The 18,377-nt window shown below is 63.3% G+C and carries 14 protein-coding genes; 9 read left to right on the top strand and 5 right to left on the bottom strand.

Features of this window, described 5'->3' with window-relative positions; all coding sequences use genetic code 11:
• Positions 1-79: 79 nt before the first annotated feature.
• From OHL12_RS11495 to OHL12_RS11485, 3 genes are all read left to right on the top strand, one after another.
• On the top strand, positions 80-3,571 hold the full coding sequence (locus OHL12_RS11495; protein WP_263413954.1) for a TonB-dependent receptor: 3,492 nt from the start codon (positions 80-82) through the stop codon (positions 3,569-3,571).
• Between the two features lie 109 nt (positions 3,572-3,680).
• On the top strand, positions 3,681-5,024 hold the full coding sequence (locus OHL12_RS11490; protein WP_263413953.1) for a Gfo/Idh/MocA family protein: 1,344 nt from the start codon (positions 3,681-3,683) through the stop codon (positions 5,022-5,024).
• 97 nt (positions 5,025-5,121) lie between these two features.
• The gene (locus OHL12_RS11485) at positions 5,122-6,096 is read left to right on the top strand and encodes a DUF6807 domain-containing protein (protein WP_263413952.1); all 975 of its coding nucleotides are present in this window, start codon (positions 5,122-5,124) and stop codon (positions 6,094-6,096) included.
• A gap of 62 nt (positions 6,097-6,158) precedes the next feature.
• On the opposite strand, the gene OHL12_RS11480 is transcribed toward OHL12_RS11485, so the two are convergent.
• The 4 genes from OHL12_RS11480 to OHL12_RS11465 all read right to left on the bottom strand — a co-directional run bounded on the left by OHL12_RS11480 (position 6,159) and on the right by OHL12_RS11465 (position 9,612).
• Positions 6,159-7,268, bottom strand: coding sequence for a bifunctional transcriptional activator/DNA repair enzyme AdaA (locus tag OHL12_RS11480; protein WP_263413951.1), 1,110 nt, complete (start codon positions 7,266-7,268; stop codon positions 6,159-6,161).
• Positions 7,265-7,951 (bottom strand): flavin reductase family protein, encoded by a 687-nt coding sequence (locus OHL12_RS11475; RefSeq protein ID WP_263413950.1) that lies wholly within the window; start codon positions 7,949-7,951, stop codon positions 7,265-7,267. The genes OHL12_RS11480 and OHL12_RS11475 overlap by 4 nt, the downstream gene beginning before the upstream one ends.
• A gap of 147 nt (positions 7,952-8,098) precedes the next feature.
• Positions 8,099-9,127: a LacI family DNA-binding transcriptional regulator gene (locus tag OHL12_RS11470; protein ID WP_263413949.1), complete on the bottom strand. Its 1,029-nt coding sequence runs from the start codon at positions 9,125-9,127 to the stop codon at positions 8,099-8,101.
• A 167-nt stretch (positions 9,128-9,294) separates the two neighbouring features.
• A complete protein-coding gene (locus OHL12_RS11465; protein ID WP_263413948.1) occupies positions 9,295-9,612 on the bottom strand; it encodes a hypothetical protein in 318 nt (105 codons plus the stop codon).
• A gap of 77 nt (positions 9,613-9,689) precedes the next feature.
• Here OHL12_RS11465 and OHL12_RS11460 point away from each other — a divergent pair, with 77 nt between their 5' ends.
• From OHL12_RS11460 to OHL12_RS11440, 5 genes are all read left to right on the top strand, one after another.
• On the top strand, positions 9,690-10,514 hold the full coding sequence (locus OHL12_RS11460) for a hypothetical protein (protein WP_263413947.1): 825 nt from the start codon (positions 9,690-9,692) through the stop codon (positions 10,512-10,514).
• A gap of 33 nt (positions 10,515-10,547) precedes the next feature.
• Positions 10,548-11,159: a Holliday junction branch migration protein RuvA gene (ruvA, locus tag OHL12_RS11455; protein WP_263413946.1), complete on the top strand. Its 612-nt coding sequence runs from the start codon at positions 10,548-10,550 to the stop codon at positions 11,157-11,159.
• Positions 11,160-11,553: 394 nt separating this feature from the next.
• Positions 11,554-15,018: a TonB-dependent receptor gene (locus OHL12_RS11450; protein ID WP_263413945.1), complete on the top strand. Its 3,465-nt coding sequence runs from the start codon at positions 11,554-11,556 to the stop codon at positions 15,016-15,018.
• Between the two features lie 674 nt (positions 15,019-15,692).
• Positions 15,693-16,277, top strand: coding sequence for a MerR family transcriptional regulator (locus OHL12_RS11445; RefSeq protein ID WP_263413944.1), 585 nt, complete (start codon positions 15,693-15,695; stop codon positions 16,275-16,277).
• Between the two features lie 73 nt (positions 16,278-16,350).
• Entirely contained in the window at positions 16,351-16,836 is a 486-nt protein-coding gene (locus OHL12_RS11440) for a hypothetical protein (RefSeq protein ID WP_263413943.1), read from the top strand.
• A gap of 172 nt (positions 16,837-17,008) precedes the next feature.
• Here OHL12_RS11440 and OHL12_RS11435 read toward each other — a convergent pair whose 3' ends face one another.
• A complete protein-coding gene (locus OHL12_RS11435; protein WP_263413942.1) occupies positions 17,009-17,308 on the bottom strand; it encodes a glycine zipper domain-containing protein in 300 nt (99 codons plus the stop codon).
• 281 nt (positions 17,309-17,589) lie between these two features.
• On the opposite strand from OHL12_RS11435, the gene OHL12_RS11430 reads away from it, so the two are divergent.
• Positions 17,590-18,252: a DUF882 domain-containing protein gene (locus OHL12_RS11430; protein WP_263413941.1), complete on the top strand. Its 663-nt coding sequence runs from the start codon at positions 17,590-17,592 to the stop codon at positions 18,250-18,252.
• Positions 18,253-18,377 lie beyond the last annotated feature (125 nt).

The raw sequence follows: 18,377 nt of genomic DNA, 5'->3' as shown, positions 1-18,377 counted from the left end.
GTCTCAGAAAGACAAAAACGTTTCGCCGCGAAACTCGCCGCACGTCTGGCGGACTTCGCACCTTCAGGAGCTAGAGGCCATGTCTACCAAGTCTTACCGCCGGGCACACCGCACGTTGCTGGCCTATGTCTGCGTTTCCGCCGCCCCGGCGGCCGTACTCGCGGCCGCCACCGCGTTTGGCGCCGCGGCTCTGCTCGCACCCGCACCTCTGCGCGCCCAGGCAGCCGGTACCGCCAGTGTTCAGGGAACGGTAAAGGACGCTACCGGCGCCGCCGTCCCCAACGCCGAAGTCGTCTATACCAACACTGAAACCGGCGCGCAGCGCACCGTCAAGAGTGGTGGCTCGGGCGATTACTCCATTCCCAACGTTCCCGTGGGCAATTACACCATCAAGGTTTCCGCGCCCGGCTTCACCGGTTTCCAGCAGCGCGGCGTGCTTGAAGTCGGCAACGCTGCGACCGTGGACGCCACACTTAGCGTCGGTTCCGAGTCGCAGGTCGTCGAGGTGCAGGCCGGCGTTGCCGCTCTCGAAACCGAGACCGTGAACTACAAGCAGGTGGTCGATCAGACCCGCATCAACGAGCTTCCGCTGAATGGCCGCCAGGCCACGCAGCTTGCTCTCATTACCGGCGGTGCCGTTACCCCGCCCGCCAACGACATCCAGACCTCGAAGAACTACGCCAACTCCACCGTCATCTCTATCGCAGGCGGACAGGGCAACTACAACAACTACGTTCTGGACGGCGGCTACCACACCGATAACTTCACGAACACCAACCTGCCGTTCCCGTTCCCCGACGCGCTGCGTGAGTTTTCGGTCGAATCCAACTCGCTGCCCGCCCGCAACGGCGTTCACCCTGGCGCTCTGATCAACGCCGTCACCGTCTCCGGCACCAACGACTGGCACGGCTCGGCGTTTGAGTTCCTGCGCAACAACATCATCAATGCGACCAATTTCTTCTCGGTCAACACGGCCACTGGCGCGCCCATCCGGGACACGCTCAAGCGCAGCCAGTTTGGCGGCACCTTTGGCGGCCACGTCATCAAGGACAAGCTGTTCTTCTTCGGTGGTTACCAGGGTACTCGCAACCGGCAGGTGTCGAACGCCACCACCTACTGCTTGCCCACGCCAGCCGAGTTATCCGGCGACTTCAGCCAGATGGGAGGATCGTGTGGCAAGAATGCTGCAGACGGCTCCAACCTGGTGAACCCGGCCACCGGCGCCCGCATCAACACCACCCCGGGCACCGCTGGCTATCGCCGCGTCGATCCGACCACGTATTCGCAGCAGTCTCTCAACGTAATCAAGATGCTTCCGCTGGCGCAGGAGGATCCATTCGGTCTGGTCAGCGTGGCTCTGCCCGCGAACAACCAGGAAGACCAGTACATCGGCCGCGTCGACTGGAACATCTCGCAGCGCCACACCTTCTTCACGCGCTACTTCATCGCCAACTACAAACAGCCAAACTACTACTCGCCCACCAACCTATTGCTGACCACCACTGCCGGCAACGATGAGCGCGTGCAGACTGCCACCATCGGAGACATCTTCAACATCTCCCCCAACGTGGTGAACACCGCGCACGCCACCTGGGCACGTCGCCGTGACAACCGTGGGCCGACATCCGGCGGCATCAACGCGACCAATGTCGGCGTCAACCTCTACGTCTACGTTCCGGCCGACTTCCGCATGAGCGTCACCAACGGCCCGTCCGCGGGTTGCGGCACCTGCTCGCCCGGCTTCTTCAACTCCAATTCCGAAGACTTTTCGGACGACGTGGACTACCAGCACGGCAAGCACTCCTTTGCCTTCGGCGCCGAGTACATCCGCGCGGCTGACAACACCAACGCCGGCTACTTGCAGAATGGTCAGTACACCTTCAACGGCCAACTCTCCGGCGTCAACAATCGGAACGTCGGCGAAGGCATGATCGACTTCCTTACCGGGCGGATGCAGAGCTTCGGCCAGAGCCGTTCGCAGCAGACCGCCTTCCGGCAGAACATCATCTCCGGCTACGGGCAGGACACCTGGCACGTGCAGGACAAGTTGACCCTGACCTACGGTCTGCGCTACGAGCCCATGCTCTTCGCCGCCGACCGCTACGGCCGGGGCAGCACCTTCGACTACAACGCATTCGTCAGCAACACCCACTCCGCGCGCTTCCCCAACGCTCCGGCGGGCACTCTGTTCCCCGGCGACACGGGCATCAGCAAGGCTATGGTGAACAACCGGCTGAATAACTTCTCGCCGCGTGTTGGCTTGGCGTACCAGGCGCATCCCACCACGGTCGTCCGCGTCGGCGGCGCCATCATGTATGACACGCCGCCGCTGTACCTGAGCCAGCGCCAAACCACCAATCCGCCCTACACGAACGAAATCGATCTGACGGGCAACATCCCGTTCAGCAATCCGTGGTCCGTGTATCAGAACGGCACCGATCCGTTCCCCGGCATCTTCCCGCCGAACGCCACGGCTACCTTCCCGACCACCGGGCAGTACGTGGTCATGAAGCCCGACGCGCGCACGCCGGTGATTTACCAGTGGACCGCGTCGTTGCAGCAGGAGTTCGGCCGCGGCTGGAACTTCTCTGCCAACTATCTCGGCAACCGCAACATTCACCAGTACATGGGCACCTACCCGTACCACGCCACGTATATCCCCGGCGTGTCGACGGGCGTCGCCGGATCCTGCGGTCCGCTGTCCGGCAGCAACCTGCCTGCCGCTGGCTCGCCCTGCTCGAACACCGGCAGCGGCAACACCAACGCACGCACGGCTCTGTCGCGCATCAATCCGTCGCAGGGGCTGCTCTACAGCCCCACGTTCACCATCATCGACGACCACGGAATCTCGAACTACAACGGCGGCATCTTCACCATCCAGCACCGCTCCGGTAACTTCAACTTCCTTGGCAACTACACCTGGTCCAAGTGCATGGACCTGGTCGACAACCAGGGCGATATCGCCAGTTCGACCCTGCAGAACAGCTCCAATCCGCGCGCAGACTATGGCGTTTGCGGCTACGACGTTCGCCACATCGCCAACATCACCTTTATTACCGAGAGCAAGTTCTCCAGCCTGCACGGCTTTGCCGCCGGTCTGGCGAACGGCTGGCAGATCGCTCCGCTCGTCCGCATGACCAGCGGCACACCCATCAACGTCACCTACGGCTCTGACATCTCGCTGACCGGTCAGGCCAACGACCGTCCGAACCTGGTCCCGGGCGTCCCCCTGCTGACCGGCACCAAGGTGACCAGTCGCGCCACGACCACCGGCAACCGCTTCTACTTCAACCGGGCTGCCTTTGCCGCTCCGGCGACCGGCACCTACGGCAATCTGCCCAGGAACTTCCTGCGCACGCCTAACTTCTACGACGTCGACCTTTCGGTTAGCCGCAACTTCAACGTGTATGAGCGCCTCCGCCTTCAGATCCGCCTGGAAAGCTTCAACGTGCTCAATCACCCAAACCTGAACGCCTTTACCTCGGCCACGCCAAGCTCCTCCACATTCGGCTACGCAACCGGTGCTGCCGACCCGCGTATCTTCCAACTCGCCGGCCGCTTCACCTTCTAACCGCACTCAATGCTGCAGACCCCATGCCCTCGCGTATCACGCGAGGGCATGGGGCCCGCAGTACCCCGAGCTGTCTCATCTGTCTCACTGAACAACGGAGCCTCGCGCCATGAGCGACACTACCCGCCGCACCTTTTTGAAGAACGCCGGCCTCGCCACGGCCGCCGCCACCGCCTGGAATGCACGCAGCTACGCCGGCATCGTCGGCGCCAACGATCGCGTGCGCACCGGCATCGTCGGCTGCGGCGACCGCATGAAGCAGGCCCTCATTCCCGCGTTTCTGCAGCACTCGAAGCAGATGAACTTCGAGTTCGTCTGCATCTCCGATCTTTGGAACAAGCGCCGCGACGACGGCATCGCCTACGTCGAGAAAAAGGGTGGCGGTAAGGTTGAAGCCGTCCGCAACAACGACGAGCTCTACGCGCGCAAAGACATCGACGCCGTGCTCATCGCCACCGCCGACTTTCAGCACGCCTACCACGGCACAGAGGCCGTCAAGGCCGGACGCGACGCCTACGTGGAAAAGCCCACGGCACACACCATGGCCGATGCCCGCATGATCCGCGACGCCGTGCACAACTCTAAACAGATCGTGCAGGTCGGCACGCAGCGCCGCTCCACGCCCTCGTACCAGCGCGCCTACGAATACATCAAGTCCGGCGAGTTCGGCGACATCGTCAACGTCGAAATGACGTGGAACGTGAACCAGCCTGGGCGCTGGCGTCGCCCCGATGTCGTGCCACTTCTCAAGGAGGAGGACACCGACTGGAAGCGCTACCTGATCCACGAGCCGTTTGAGCCGTTCGACGCTCGCAAGTACCTCGAGTTTCGCCTCTTCTGGCCCTACTCGTCCGGCATCCCCGACCAGTGGCTCGTGCACCAGATCGACACTGTGCACTGGTTCACCGGCTACCCGCATCCGCGCTCGGTCGTGGCCAACGGCGGCATCTACGCCTGGCACGACGGCCGCCGCAACTGGGACACCCTCACCGCCGTCTTCGACTACGGCCCGCTGGACGATCCGAACAAGGGCTTCCAGGTCATCTACTCCTCGCGCCAGACCAACTCGGCCGGCGGCGTTAAGGAGATCTACCGTTCCGTCGGTGGATCGCTCGACATGGACAAGCAGCTTGTCTCCTCCGACGGTGGCCTCACCGCGCGCGCCGCGGGCGAGATGCACATGCAGCCGCGCCTGCTCAAGGACTTCCAGCTCGGCGAAGCGGAGAAGGTCTCCAACGACGCCAACACCGGCGCCGACCCGCAGACCAGCGCAAACATGCGCAACTGGATGGAGTGCGTTCGCAACCGCAAGACGCCCAACGCCTCGGTCGACGCAGGCTACTCCCACTCCGTCGCGCTCTGCATGTGCATCGCCGCCATGCAGACCGGCGCCAAGGTCACCTTCGACGACAAGACGCAGCAGGTCGTCGCCGGAGGCAAGCATGTCGCATAGCTCAAGGCGGCAAGACACTTCCGTGCCCCATGCTTCGCGCTCTTTCCGCGTGAAGCATGGGATGCTGCTCGCCTCCTCACTTCTACTTGCCGCCACTATGCAAGCCCAGATCCAGGTCACCGTTCACGAAGCCGATCGCCGCATCGACGTCACCGCCGACGGCAAGCCCTTCACCAGCTACATTTGGCCCACATCGCTTGAGAAGCCGGTGCTCTATCCCTTGATCGCTCCCGACGGCACTACCGTCACGCGCGGCTTTCCTCTGGAGCCTCGCCCCGGCGAGCGCGTCGATCACCCGCACCACGCTGGCCTCTGGTTCAACTACGGCAACGTGAATGGCTTCGACTTCTGGAACAACTCCGGTGCCATCCCCGCTGCGCAGAAGCCGAAGATGGGCACCGTCCACCAGGGCCGCATCGTCTCGACTAAATCCGGCAAACAGGGCGAGATCGTCACCGAAACCACCTGGACCGACGGCACCGGTACCGACCAGCTGAAGGAACGCACCACCTACATCTTCCGCGCGGAAGGAAACACCCGCACCATCGACCGCATCAGCACCCTCACCGCGCTCCGGCCCGTCACCTTCCACGACGACAAGGAAGGCCTGCTCGGCATCCGCGTCGCCCACTTCCTCGAATCACCTACGGAAAAGGGCGGCACGTACAACGACGCCCAAGGCCGCCCGACCAAGGTCGATGCCGGCGACACCAGTGGCCAGACCGGCATCTATCGCACCTCCGAGGGCATCACCGGCGATAAGGTCTGGTCCACCCGCGGCGCCTGGTGTGAACTCACCGGCACCAGCCCCGAAGGCAAGACCGAGACCATCGCCATCCTCGACAACCCGGCTAACCCGGGCTTTCCGACCTACTGGCACGCCCGAGGCTACGGCCTGTTCGCTGCCAACCCGCTCGGCGACCACATCTTCGACCCCAAAGCGCCCGAGCACAACTTCACCGTTCCACAGGGCGGCACCGCGACCTTCCGCTACCGCATCCTGCTTACCTCCGGCGCGCCCACGCCCGATCAACTCAACACCGCCGAAGCGAGCTTCGCCAAAGTCAAATAGTTGTCGAAACATCGAAGCGTGAGGTGGAGCACCCTGCTCCATCTCACGCTTTTACGCCGGCATCACGCGTCGGTCCGCCCGGCTACATTGCCCCGCTCCATCTCCAGCAGCCGCCTTTTCCGTTCCACGCCCCACCGATAGCCGCTCACCTCGCCCGTCCCACGCACCACGCGATGGCAGGGAATCGCCAACGCGACCACGTTGGAAGCGCAGGCCCGGGCCACTGCGCGCGCTGCCGTCGGACGCCCAAGCGCCTCCGCCACCTCGCGGTAGCTCTGCGTCGTTCCCGCCGGCATGCGTTGCAGGTACTCCCAGACCATTCGTTGGAACGCCGTGGCCCGCACGTGGACAGGCAGCCGCAGGTCGGGCGCCCGGCCTTCCAGATAGCCGTTCAGCGCAGCGATCCATCCCGCAAAACCCGCAGACGAGCGCGGCTCCATCGCCGCAATCACCGCTCGCGGATACTGCTCCCGCAGCCGCTCCACCAGCTCCGCCTCGCTCTCGCCAAACTGCAGAAAACACAGGCCGCGGTCCGTCGCGCCCACCAGCGCCAGCCCCATCGCTGTCTCAAAGGCCGCGTACGTCACCGCAACGCCAGCGCCACCTTCGCGAAACTCCATCGGCGTCATCCCCATCTGCGTCTCCGCGCGCTCATACACCCGGCTAATCGATCCGTACCCTGCATCGAAAATTGCATCCGTCACGTTGCTCTCTCCGCCTTGTAGCGACCGCTTGAACCGCTCCATGCGCAAACCGTCCACGTACTGCTTCGGGCTCACTCCGACCACTGCCCGGAACGTGCGCTGCAGGTGTGCCGGGCTCAACTGCGCCCGCGCCGCCAGGTCCGCCAGCTGCAGCGCGTCCTCCGGGTGCGATTGCAAGCGCGCTTCCATGTACCGGCACAGCCGCCGGATCGTTCCCTCCACGGCCCGCGCATCGCGCCCGTCCGGCAGGCAGCGCTTGCAGGCGCGCAGTCCGTCCGCTGCTGCGGCAGCAGTCGAATCATAGAACCGCACATTCTCGCGCTTCGGCAGCCGCGACGAACACCCCGGCCGGCAGTACACGCCGGTCGACAGCACGCCATAAACAAACGCGCTTTCCCTCGACCGGTCGCGCGCCACCACCGCCGCCCACCGCTCTTCCTCTTCCGATCGCATCTCGCGCGCACTCATGCTGACGCTCCTTCCGTTCCCAACGGAGCGGCGCTTGTCTTGGCCGTTGCTGCCACCAGCGACCGCGCTGACTGCATAAAGCCCGACTCGGCCAATGTGGACGGCTGCACCTCTGCTCCTACTTCAAAGAACCGGCAGAAGCTCATCAGCAGCGGTCGCCATCGCACCGGGTCAATGTGCCGGTCACTCCCGGCTTCCAGCAGACTCTCATCCACATGCAGCTTCTGAATGTGTACTTCAAACGCACACGCCGACACGTTCTTTCCGAAGGCGTGGCGCTCGTGGATCACGCCCTCCATCTGGACCGGGCATTCCACAACGCGCGGCGATGCCACGGTCACCGACGGCACCGCCGTCAGGCCCGCTCGCGCGAACTTGTCCGCTTCGTAGCGATATCCCCACGCCAGCTTCTTGTCTGGCACTGGATTTTTGCCCGTAGTCATCGCCAGCCGGTCCACCGCGCCGGCCATCGTCGAACTCGGCAGGTTCACAACGCACTCGCGCGTGCGCATCAGGTTCTGCGCCGTCTGGCTCATCTGCCCCAGGCCAAGCATGCAGCTCCACCCCAGCCACCAGACCGACGACATCGGAGCCAGGTTGGCCGAGCCATCCTCGTTCACCGTGCTGATCAGCGCTACCGGAGTTCCAAAGTAGAGAATCGTTGGATCGATCGTCTTGTGCATGACCCAACCTTAGGCAGGCCCACAGAACTGCACCATCCGGAACGTGCGATGTAATTGAAACAGGTTTCGCGATCCCTGGGACTCACCTCGGCAGGATCGAAGAATCGGCAGCAGAATCAATCCGGGCGACACGGCAGTGCCGAGCGCCTAAGCCGCCTCAGCCGCCGCGCACACGGTCGCCGCGCGCGTCGTTGCCCGCACAATCAGCTCCGGTTCTACCACCACCTCGACCTCATCGGTCTGCTTCTCGCCCGGCTGGCTCAGCTTCTCCAGCACCGCGTTGGCGGCCAGCACACCCATGCGGTGCAGCGGCTGCCGCACCGTGGTCAGTGACGGCCGGTGCACTCGCGCAAACGCAACGTCGTCAAAGCCCATCACGGAAACGTCTTCCGGAACGTCCAGGCCTGCATCGCGCATCGCGTCGATGGCGCCGATCGCAGCAACATCGTTGAAGGCGAACACCGCCGAGAACTCCCGGCTCTGGTGCATCAGCTTCTTCATCGCGCGATATCCCGGCTCGTTGGTCTGCTGCTCGTCGTCCAGTTGCACCACGCGCTCCTCGGGCAGGGTCATGCCCAGCATGGCGGCGGCGCGCTCAATCGACTGCCAGCGCCGCTCGGTGTCCGAACTCTTCTTGTACCCCTTGATCACCGCCAGGTTGCGATGCCCCAGGCTATACAGGTGGCGCAGCGCCAGTTCGGCCGCGCGATCGTGGTCCAGCACAATGTTGGTCACACCGGGGTGCGAATCCGGGCACGACACCGTGACCGTCGGGGTGGTGCCATACACGTGCAGGTTCGTTCCCACCAGGATCACCGCATCCACTGCGCGCTCGGCAAAGATGCGTTCTGACTTCGCCAGCACCTCTTCGCGATAGTGGTGCGTGATCATCACCAGCGTGTACCCGGCGGCCGACAGCGTCTCTTCGATGCCCGCCAGCACGTGGGCCGAGTAGCCCTCTGAGATGTCGGGAATCAGCACGCCAACGCTGGTCGACTGGCCCCGCCGCAGCGAGCGCGCCAGCAGGTTTGGCCGGTAGTTCAACTCGCGGGCCGCGGCAAAGATGCGTTCCTGCGTTGCCGGCGGAATCGAACGCGCAGCCGGCGATCCGCTCAGCACGCGCGAGATCGCGGCCATCGACAGGCCCAGGTGCGCTGACAGTGTGCGCAGCGACACCGCTCCGCCATTTCCTTTGTTGGGACTTCCAGTTGAGTGTGGCGGCACGGTCATAGGGTCCAAACTCTGTTGATTACAACAGAAAGCCGCCGCATTTCTTGAACAATTTTTCCGAAAACCTGCGGCGCAACCGTTTGCGCCCGATCTGCACCGGGCGTGAAGCCGGCCTAGCGGCCTTCGCGTGTCACCCGGCGGATCAGGATCGACCCCAGGTACAGCCCCGCCCCAAACAGCATCAGCACGCCCACCGGCAGACCCACGAACTTATACGCAATGCTGTAGTCCAGCATCCGGTGCCGCGCAATGCTCAGCACCGACACGCCCAGGATTCCGAAGAACGTCGCCGCAAAGAAGCTTGCCGCTCCGATCGCCAGCGTGGCCAACACCGTCTGAAACGCACTCAGATCGCCCACAGGTGCCCCAAACAGGCGAGGTCCCGTGTAGTTCGTGTATCCCGGAGCAAAGGTGCGGTCAGGCTGTGCCATGGCTGCATTTAGAATACGCCTTGGTGGCCAACGTCCTCGAATCAGAGCTGCTTTCCGCCGAAGCCGCAGGAAGCCAGATGCGGCCTCGCACCGCGAGCAATGGCCTTCGCTATGCCTTTCTGGGGGACGGCGTAGGTTCAGGTAAGCCCGCCGCGACTCACGTCTCCGAAGAAGCTCTGCTCCGACTCGTGAATGCTGTTCCGGCCAGCCTGGCGGCCGCGCTCACCCGAACCACCTACGTATTTGTCCCGCTGGCTCTTTCGGGGGCTCGCCTCCGCGGCAACGACGCCGCAGACGCCGCCTTCCAAAGCAACGACCCCACCCTGGTCGCACTTCACGCCACGCCCGAACTCGTGGAACGCGCCATCTGCCATCGCAATGCGGAGATCCGCGGCGAAGACCTCGTCTTCCTTTCCGCGCTTCTGCACAACGACAGCTTTGCGCTCGCCTTTGAGTTCTTCATCAACATCGCGCACGACCTGGTCGATATCGCCAGCATGCCCGCCTCTTTCGGCGACTTGCTCGCCGAACAGACCGCCGCCGGCGTCCGCGGGGAAACCTCCATCGACGCCTGGGAGCACCGAGTCGCCGCCTTCGGCCCACAGCCCGACACCGCGGACACTCCCTCGCGTACCCGGCCGGCACCCCGGCCCTCGGCTCCGCCGCCAACACCCGCAGCAGCGGAACAGGCGCGCCGCGATTACCGCAACGCCGCCTTTGCCGACGCGGTCGCGATATATCTGCTCAGCATCTTTCTCGACTTCGACTACGCCGATCTCCGCGAGCGCGAGTACCCCCTGCTTGCGCCGCCGGCTCTCGCCGCCCGTCTTTGCGCCGTGCACGCTCTGTATCCGCCCAACCCGGGATACCAGTTCCAGATCCTGTACCGCCGCCGCGCATAGCTCGGCCACGTCCGCTCCGCCTTCGAACTCATCATGATCGCTCACCTCCGCGGCACCTTACTTTCCAAGACGCCGAACCGCTCTGTGGTCGAATGCGGCGGCGTCGGCTATGCCGTCACCACCTCCGTGCAGTGCTACACCGCGCTCCCGGAGCAGGGGAGCCCCGTCGCTCTTCACATCCACACGGAAGTGCGCGAAGACTCGATCGCCCTGTTCGGCTTTCTCGACCCCTCGGAGCAGCTTCTCTTTGAGAAGCTCATCACCATCTCCGGCGTCGGCCCCAAGCTCGCGATCACACTGCTCTCCGGCATCCGCGCCGACGCCTTGGCCGCGGCCATCCGCTCCAGCAGTCACGCCGAACTCGTTCGCATTCCGGGCATTGGCAAGAAGACCGCGGAACGTATCGTGCTGGAGTTGAAAGACAAGCTCGACGGCTTCGCGACGCCGGCACCTACCCAAGCCGCCGCGCCCGCACTCACTCCCGCGGCCGACGACGTGCTTTCCGCGCTGGTCAATCTCGGCTACAGCCGCCCTGCCGCGCAAAAGGCCGTGGAGTCCGCCCTCAACTCCCCCGAGGCGACCAGCCTCACCCTCCACAACGATTTCGAGCAGCTCTTCCGCCTCAGCATGCGCCTGCTCCGCTAGAGCACCTCACCACCGCGCAGGGTCGCGCCGAATGCCGCCCGGCGGCCTTTCCTGCGCGCCGAAAAATTCAGGTCCGAAGTTGGAAGAGGAAGCTGCGCGCCTTTAGTTGGGGTGCCGTGCCTAAGCTGCCGGAGCCGCAACGGTAAGGCCTCGCAGAAGCCGCCGTCCGCCGTTCGGCCCTACCCAAAAACCGCGTCGCTACGAGCATCCTCACCAAAAAGTTTCAGCCGCAACATCGCAAGAAAAAACGTTTCTCAGCCCAGAAATTCTCCTTCCCAAAAAAATGCTGTCGGCTGCACCACTCTGTGTCTTGACACGGCAGAGAACCGCTGTCTAAAGTTCGGCGCGCAAATCAAGTTAGAAAAGTTCGGCTGCAAAAACTTTGGAGGCACCCATGTTCCACCCTACTTCCCGGCGCGCGCACCACCTTGCTCTTCGGTCCGCCGCCGCCCTCGCCCTTCCAGCGCTCGCATTCAGTTGCGTCCACGCCCAGGTGCTCTACGGCACGCTCACCGGCAACGTCACAGACGCCTCCAACGCGGCGGTCGCCGGCGCCACCGTCACCATCACCAGCACCGACACAGGCCTCACCCGCACCGGCACCACAGACAACTCGGGCAACTACCAGATCACGGACGTTCCCCAGGGCAACTACACCGTCACCATCAGCAACACCGGCTTCGGCACCTCCGAAACCAAGAACGTGCCCATCGCCGTCAACCAGACCAAGCGGGTCGACGCCACCCTGACCATCGGCGGCGTCACCCAAACCGTCGACGTCTCCACCGCCCCGCCCGCGCTCCAGACCGACCGCGCCGACGTGTCCTACGAGATCAGCCCGCGCCAGGTCGACCAGCTTCCGACCTCCGGTTCCGCCGGCCGCAATCCCGAAAATCTCTTCCGCCTCATCCCCGGCGTTCCGCCGCCGCAGGAGATGAACTCCCAGGCCGGCAATCCCGGCCGCAACCAGGCCATCAACGCCAACGGCGTCGCCAACACCATCAACAACATCAAGATCGACGGTGCCGCGGTCAACTACCCCTGGCTGCAATCTGAAGCCGCCTACATCCCGCCGCAGGACGCCATCGAATCCGTCAACGTCGTCACCAGCTCCTTCAACGCAGAGCAGGGCGCCGCCGGCGGCATCGCAGCGAACTTCGTCGTCAAGAGCGGCACCAACCACTTCCATGGTGGCGTCTGGGAATACAACTCCATCTCCCAGTTCAATGCGCGCAACTACTTCGTCCGCGCCGCCGCCACGCCCCGCGTTCCCAAGAACATCTACAACGAGTACGGCGGCAACATCGGCGGTCCCATCATCAAGGACAAGCTGTTCTTCTTCTTCAACTACAACAAGGTCTCGCTGCGCCAGTTCAAGAACGGCACCATGACCGTGCCGCTCTCTCAGTTCCGCAACGGCGACTTCAGCGCCCTCCTGCGCAACCCCGCGGCGTTTGGCCTGACTGCGGCACAGGCGGTCATCTATGACCCGCTCACTGGCAATGCCGACGGCACCGGGCGCACCCCCTTTGCGGGCAACATCATCCCGCAGAACCGCCTCAGCGCGCCCGCGCTCAAGATGTTCTCGCTCATCCCCACCGAAACATCCACCGCGCCCACGGCGAACTACGCCGGTGGCGCCATTCTCGCCTTCGATCGCGGAACCTACGACACCAAGATCAACTGGAACCCGACCGACAAGACCACCTTCTTCGGCCGCTACTCGCTCCTCCGTTCCAACATCGTCGATCCGCCAGCCTTTGGTCCCGCCATCGGCAACACCTGGGACGGTGGCCAGCCGGGTGTCGCTCCGGGCAACATCAAGAACGTCGGCCTCGGCGCGACGCACTCCTTCACCAACAACTTCCTCATCGACGCCAACGCTGGCGTCGTCCGCATCGATCTGGCCGCTCAGGCACCTGATGTGGGCACCAACGAGGGCCTGAACCTGCTCGGCATCCCCGGCACCAATGGCACCACGACCTTCCAATCTGGTCTGCCCGGCTTTATCGAAAACCAGGGACTCAGCAACTATGGCAACTACCTGCAGTCCAACCCGTTCAGCTTCCGCGATTACCAGTACGTCGGCAACGTCAACGGCACCTACGTTCACGGCAATCACAGCATCCGCTTTGGTGGCGAGTACACCCACTCCGCCATGAATCACCTGCAGACCAACAACTTCGGTCCGCGCGGTCAGTTCACCTTCACGGGCGGCATCACCGCGCTGAACGGTGGTACCGGCGGCGCGCAAACGCCGAACTTCGCCCGCGTCATTGCGGACAACCTGCTCGGCCTGCCCAACAACGTCGGCAAGACCGTCCAGCTCTTCCAGCCCAACGGGCCGCGCTGGTCAGAGTTCGGCTTCTTCGCCCAGGACACCTGGAAGGCGAGCGCCGACCTGACCATCAACTACGGCGTGCGCTACGAGTTTTATCCGTTCGCAACCCGTGACCACACCGGCGTCTTCCGCTACGATCCGACCACCGGAAATACGCTGATCGGCGGACGCGGCAATACCCCCACCAATACCGGCGTCGACGTGGGCCACGGCCAGGTCGTTCCCCGCCTCGGCATTAACTACCGCGTCAATGACAAGATGGTGATCCGCACCGGCGCCGGCATCACCGTCGATCCGGAAAACTACCGCTTCTACCGCGACGCCTACCCGGCGCTCACCACGCTCAGCCAGACCGGCGTAGGCACCTTCACCACCCAGTACACGCCCTCCTCGGCTCTCAGTACCACCAACTCCGTAGGGCCCGCCGGTTCGCTTTTCATCGGTGTGCCGCCAGTCGTGCTGCCGGATATCAGCAGCGGCGTAGTGCCGCTGCCGTACAACTACGGCACCATCTTTTCTCCACAGAAGTGGCGTCGTGGTTACGTGGAAACCTGGAACCTCTTCGTCGACCGTGATCTGGCCAAGGGCCTTGTAGCCACGGTCGGCTACGTGGGCACGCACCAGGTTCGCCAGGTCGCGGGCATCGATGTGAACTCCGGCTTCGTCAGCAGCCTGGGCGTCAACAGCCGGCCCATCTTTGCCAACAGCAACGCTCCCGGTGGCGCTCGGCGCAACGTCAACACGCTCACCGATTTCTTCCCGTTCGGCACGGTCAACTACTCGGGCCTGCAGTTCGCGCTGAACGAGCGCACCTTCAAGTCCTTGCAGTTCGGCTACGCGTTCACCTGGTCGCATGCCATGAACACGTACGACACCAACTCCACGCCCGGTACTGTCACCTTCAACTCTCCGCAGACCTTCAATCGCAACTACGCCAACAGCGGCTTCGACCGGACCTTCATCAACTCGCTTTGGACGAACTACCAGCTTCCCATCGGTCCCGGACGGCAGTTCCTCTCCAGCGGCATACTGGGGCGCATCATCGGCAACTTCGACCTGAACACGATCCTCATCTATGACAGCGGTCAGCCCTTCCAGTTGACCGATAGCTCCACCAGCGGCAACGGCGACACGGCGGTGCCCGTTCAGTTCAGCAAGCCGTCCATCACGGGCGTGAAGTACAACGGCACCAATCCGAACTATCCGCAGTACTTCGTCAACAATGGCAATTACGCCACTATCACCTCGGTCTACTCCGGTGCCAACCTGCGGAACGGCAACGTGGGTCGCAACTCCGTCCGCGGACCGGGCCTGTTCAACCTCGATCTTGGTCTCACGCGCAATTTCCCCATCTGGCACGAGTACACCTTTGTGCTGCGGGGAGAAGCCTTCGACGCAACCAACACACCGCAGTGGGCGAATCCCTCTGCCAACATCAACTCGCCGGGTACCTTCGGCCAGATCACCACGTCCAACGCCGCCCGCGTTATCCGCCTCAGCGGCCGGTTCACCTTCTAGTCTCCAGGCCGGCCTGACCGGGCCGGATGCACTCGGGAGCGGCTGCGAATGCGCTTCCTCCACCAGAAAGCCGGGGCCAACCAGCCCCGGCTCTTGCGCGTTTGTCAGCTAACCCGCTAGCCCACTGCACGCTGGCACGCCTACCACTTTCCGCGAAATCCCAAATCGGATTCAGCACACAAAATTGTGCAAAACTTTCGGTGCATCCACCTTGACACTCTCGCAGCATAACGGCAAGCTATGGTGTAGCTGACAGATTGACCCCCATTCCTGGGACTGACGTAGCACAATTCGGGTTCTTCAGGGAGAGGAACCCAGCGGGGGCATTCAGTACCGGGAAGGGAATCTACCGTGTCCGCTGTTCCTGTCCATTGAGCGAGGCCCCACGAGAGTGGGGCCTTTTTTTCTCCACCTTCACCTTTCCCTTAGCCCGGCCACTTGACTGTCCGCCGCGCTACGCAGAGCGAAAACCGGTGCATCAGGCTTTGTGCATCGCCAGCTATCCCGTTCCGTGCCAGGAACTTACGCCGAACCTCAGCAAATTAAGGAACTTACAGCCTGCTGATTCGCTAACGTCCATTCCAGGAAGAACTTACGAAAAGCTGGGGGGCGGGGGAGTACCCGGCAGGCATATACTCAGACCGTCCGCAAGCACGCTCCCAGGAGGGCTGCGCGTGTCCGAAGCTCGCAACATTCAACCGCCTCGCGATCCGGTCATTCCGGACAAGCTGTACTTCCGCATCGGCGAAGTTGCGCGCCTCCTTAACGTCGAGACCCACACGCTCCGCTTTTGGGAAACCGAATTCCCTCAACTGAAAGTGGGCAAGGGCGGCACCGGACAACGCCTGTATCGCCGCCGCGACGTGGAACTCGTCCTCGAAATCAAGCAACTCCTTTACGAGCAGGGCTACACCATTCCAGGCGCTCGGCAGTTGCTGCAAAGCCGGCAGCGCCGGTCTGACGCCCACCGCACCAAGCCCGAAGCTGCAGCCCCGCAGCCCGGTACAGCCGATCCGCGATCCAGCGGTCTCGAGCGCATCCACGCCGAACTCCGCGACCTCCGGGACCTCTTGGATGGTCCCCCAAGTGGGCCCGGTGCCGGGGAGGTCTCGCGACCGCTCTCCCGAACAGTTCCCGCCACGCCGTCTCGCCGAGGACTTCACCTCGCAGCCGCCAAGCCGCCGCGAGACGCTCACTTTTCCAGCAAATCCGAGAGCTCCGCCACCTTACCCGGCCTCTTCGACCCAAAATCAGAGTAGCTTCCTGAGTTCGGGCGCTTGCCGCGGGTGCCGCACACGTCTAACCTTCAGACAGGCCGTGCAAGGAGGCGTCGTGACACCAGACATCGATCGTCCTCTCGCCGCTGATCCTTTGCTGCCCTCTGTACAAGAGAATGCCGGCACAAGCTACGACGGCGGTGCGACCGACTCGGACCAGAAGCTGCCCGATGGCGTGATCGGCTGCGTATTCTGCGCGAATACCAAGTTTCGGCGTTCGCGTGTGCGCATTCATGACGTGGGAGAGCTGCTTCTGCTGCGCTATCCCATGCGCTGCATGCGGTGTAATCAGCGCCAGTACGGCTACTTTGTCACAGCCGCTTACGCGCTGCCGCCGCGCTCGCACAACACGCGGGTGGACCGTGGCCAGGACACGTGGAAGGCTTGGACCGAGAGCGAACGCGATCGGCAGACGATGCAACGGCCGATGACCACGTCCATCGGAACACGCGCGACCAAGCTCCAGCCGCCTCCACGCCCGACCCGGAAACCCTCACAGACCGGCCAGGACTGGAAAAGCGACCACCGGGACATCTGGTAGCGTCGCAACGCACCGCAATCTCAGCCAATTGCTGACGTAAGGGTCCAGTTCACTTCAACGCAAACGGCACTGCGCCTGCCGCAGGTGCATGCGTCAGGCGCAGTGAAACTTCCCAGTTTTGGAGCTCCAGCCGGATCAGGTGTTCGTTCCTCCCGATCGGCTCGGTTCAGCTCTAGCGGTAGCGACGGTTGCGATAGTAGCCGTGGCGCTCGCGATAGTGCCGGTGGTGCACGGAAGCATTGTGGTGCCCGATGAGTGCACCGCCGCCGGCGCCCAGTGCGCCGCCGATCAGGGCGCCTTTGCCGCCGCCGGCCAAGGCTCCAATGCCCGCACCGCCTGCGCCGCCGATCAGGGCACCCTTGCCGGTGCCAATGCCGTGGTGCTGGTAGGTGTCCTGAGCTGCGGCAGGCAGCGCCGGTAGTGCCGTTGCGAGAACCAGTGCTGAGGAAAGAATCGCGTGCTTCAGATTCATGGGCTTTCTCCTTGTCACGATGGCTCGAGCACAACGCCGAGCACACCGAATCAGGTAAACGGATGCGCCTTATAGAAGAGAGGCTGTGCGCCTGAAAAGAAAAAGCAGAGTCTCTGGCGTCTCGGCGACGCGGTATGTCGAGAGGTGGCGTCGCGGATGCCCCGTTTAGGGTATTGGGTTGTATTCACGATTCAGATAAAGTCTTCTTTAGTGAGAATGCGGATTTGCGATTGGCATTTCCGCCCCGAACATCGCGCACCCAAGCCCTCTGGAGTCACTGTTTGGATTTTCCCTTGCTGCCCCGCCTGTTCCGCGCTGTTGCTGCGGTTGCCCTCACCTCGCTGATCACCCTGGGTATCAAGGCCGATTCAGTGCCGTCCGTGCCGACTACGTTTCCGCCGCATCGCCCGGCGACCCTGCTGGATACCGTGCGTCTGCGGCTGCACCATCTGCACACCGGTGAGTCCATCGACGTTGCGTACAAGCAGAACGGCCTGTACCTGCAGAGCGGCATCGACATGCTGAACCACTTCCTGCGAGATCACCGGACGAACGACAAGGCAAATTACGATCCGCGGGAGTTCGACCTGTTGCACAGCCTCTTGGCGAAGCTGGGCAGGCCCAACGCCACCATCGACATCGTGTGCGGCTACCGTACGCCGTGGTCCAACAATTTTCTCCGCACCCGCAGCGCGGCTACGGGCGTGGCCGAGCATTCGCAGCACATCCTGTCCAAGGCGATCGACATCCAGATCCCCGGTGTGAGCACCAAGGCCATTCGTGATGCTGCGCTGAGCCTTGGTATGGGCGGTGTCGGATATTACCCGACCAGCCATTTTGTCCACGTGGACGTGGGCCCGGTTCGCCAGTGGCAGTTTGGTGGCATGCAGTTGGCATCGCGCGGCTCCGGCCACCGCGGTCACAGCCGGCGTCATCGCGCGTAAGGCGCTCAGCTTCAGAAAGCGGGTGAGGGCATTTGCCTCACCCGCTTTTCTGTTTTTGGCCTCACCTTGCCGCTCAAATAAATCTTTATCGATTTCGTCCCGCGCGATTAGCATTCCTCTCCAGA

This window comes from Terriglobus aquaticus (assembly GCF_025685415.1).
In the GTDB taxonomy this organism is placed as follows: Bacteria; Acidobacteriota; Terriglobia; order Terriglobales; family Acidobacteriaceae; genus Terriglobus; species Terriglobus aquaticus.
The sequence above is the reverse complement of the archived record's forward strand: the minus strand, read 5'-3'. Positions and strand labels throughout refer to the sequence as shown.

Bases quoted from the DNA above. Each gene is read 5' to 3' on its own strand.
- OHL12_RS11495 (WP_263413954.1), top strand. From the start codon at position 80: ATGTCTACCAAGTCTTACCGCCGGGCACACCGCACGTTGCTGGCCTAT.
- OHL12_RS11490 (WP_263413953.1), top strand. From the start codon at position 3,681: ATGAGCGACACTACCCGCCGCACCTTTTTGAAGAACGCCGGCCTCGCC.
- OHL12_RS11485 (WP_263413952.1), top strand. From the start codon at position 5,122: ATGCAAGCCCAGATCCAGGTCACCGTTCACGAAGCCGATCGCCGCATC.
- OHL12_RS11480 (WP_263413951.1), bottom strand. From the start codon at position 7,268: ATGAGTGCGCGCGAGATGCGATCGGAAGAGGAAGAGCGGTGGGCGGCG.
- OHL12_RS11475 (WP_263413950.1), bottom strand. From the start codon at position 7,951: ATGCACAAGACGATCGATCCAACGATTCTCTACTTTGGAACTCCGGTA.
- OHL12_RS11465 (WP_263413948.1), bottom strand. From the start codon at position 9,612: ATGGCACAGCCTGACCGCACCTTTGCTCCGGGATACACGAACTACACG.
- OHL12_RS11460 (WP_263413947.1), top strand. From the start codon at position 9,690: ATGCGGCCTCGCACCGCGAGCAATGGCCTTCGCTATGCCTTTCTGGGG.
- ruvA (WP_263413946.1), top strand. From the start codon at position 10,548: ATGATCGCTCACCTCCGCGGCACCTTACTTTCCAAGACGCCGAACCGC.
- OHL12_RS11450 (WP_263413945.1), top strand. From the start codon at position 11,554: ATGTTCCACCCTACTTCCCGGCGCGCGCACCACCTTGCTCTTCGGTCC.
- OHL12_RS11435 (WP_263413942.1), bottom strand. From the start codon at position 17,308: ATGAATCTGAAGCACGCGATTCTTTCCTCAGCACTGGTTCTCGCAACG.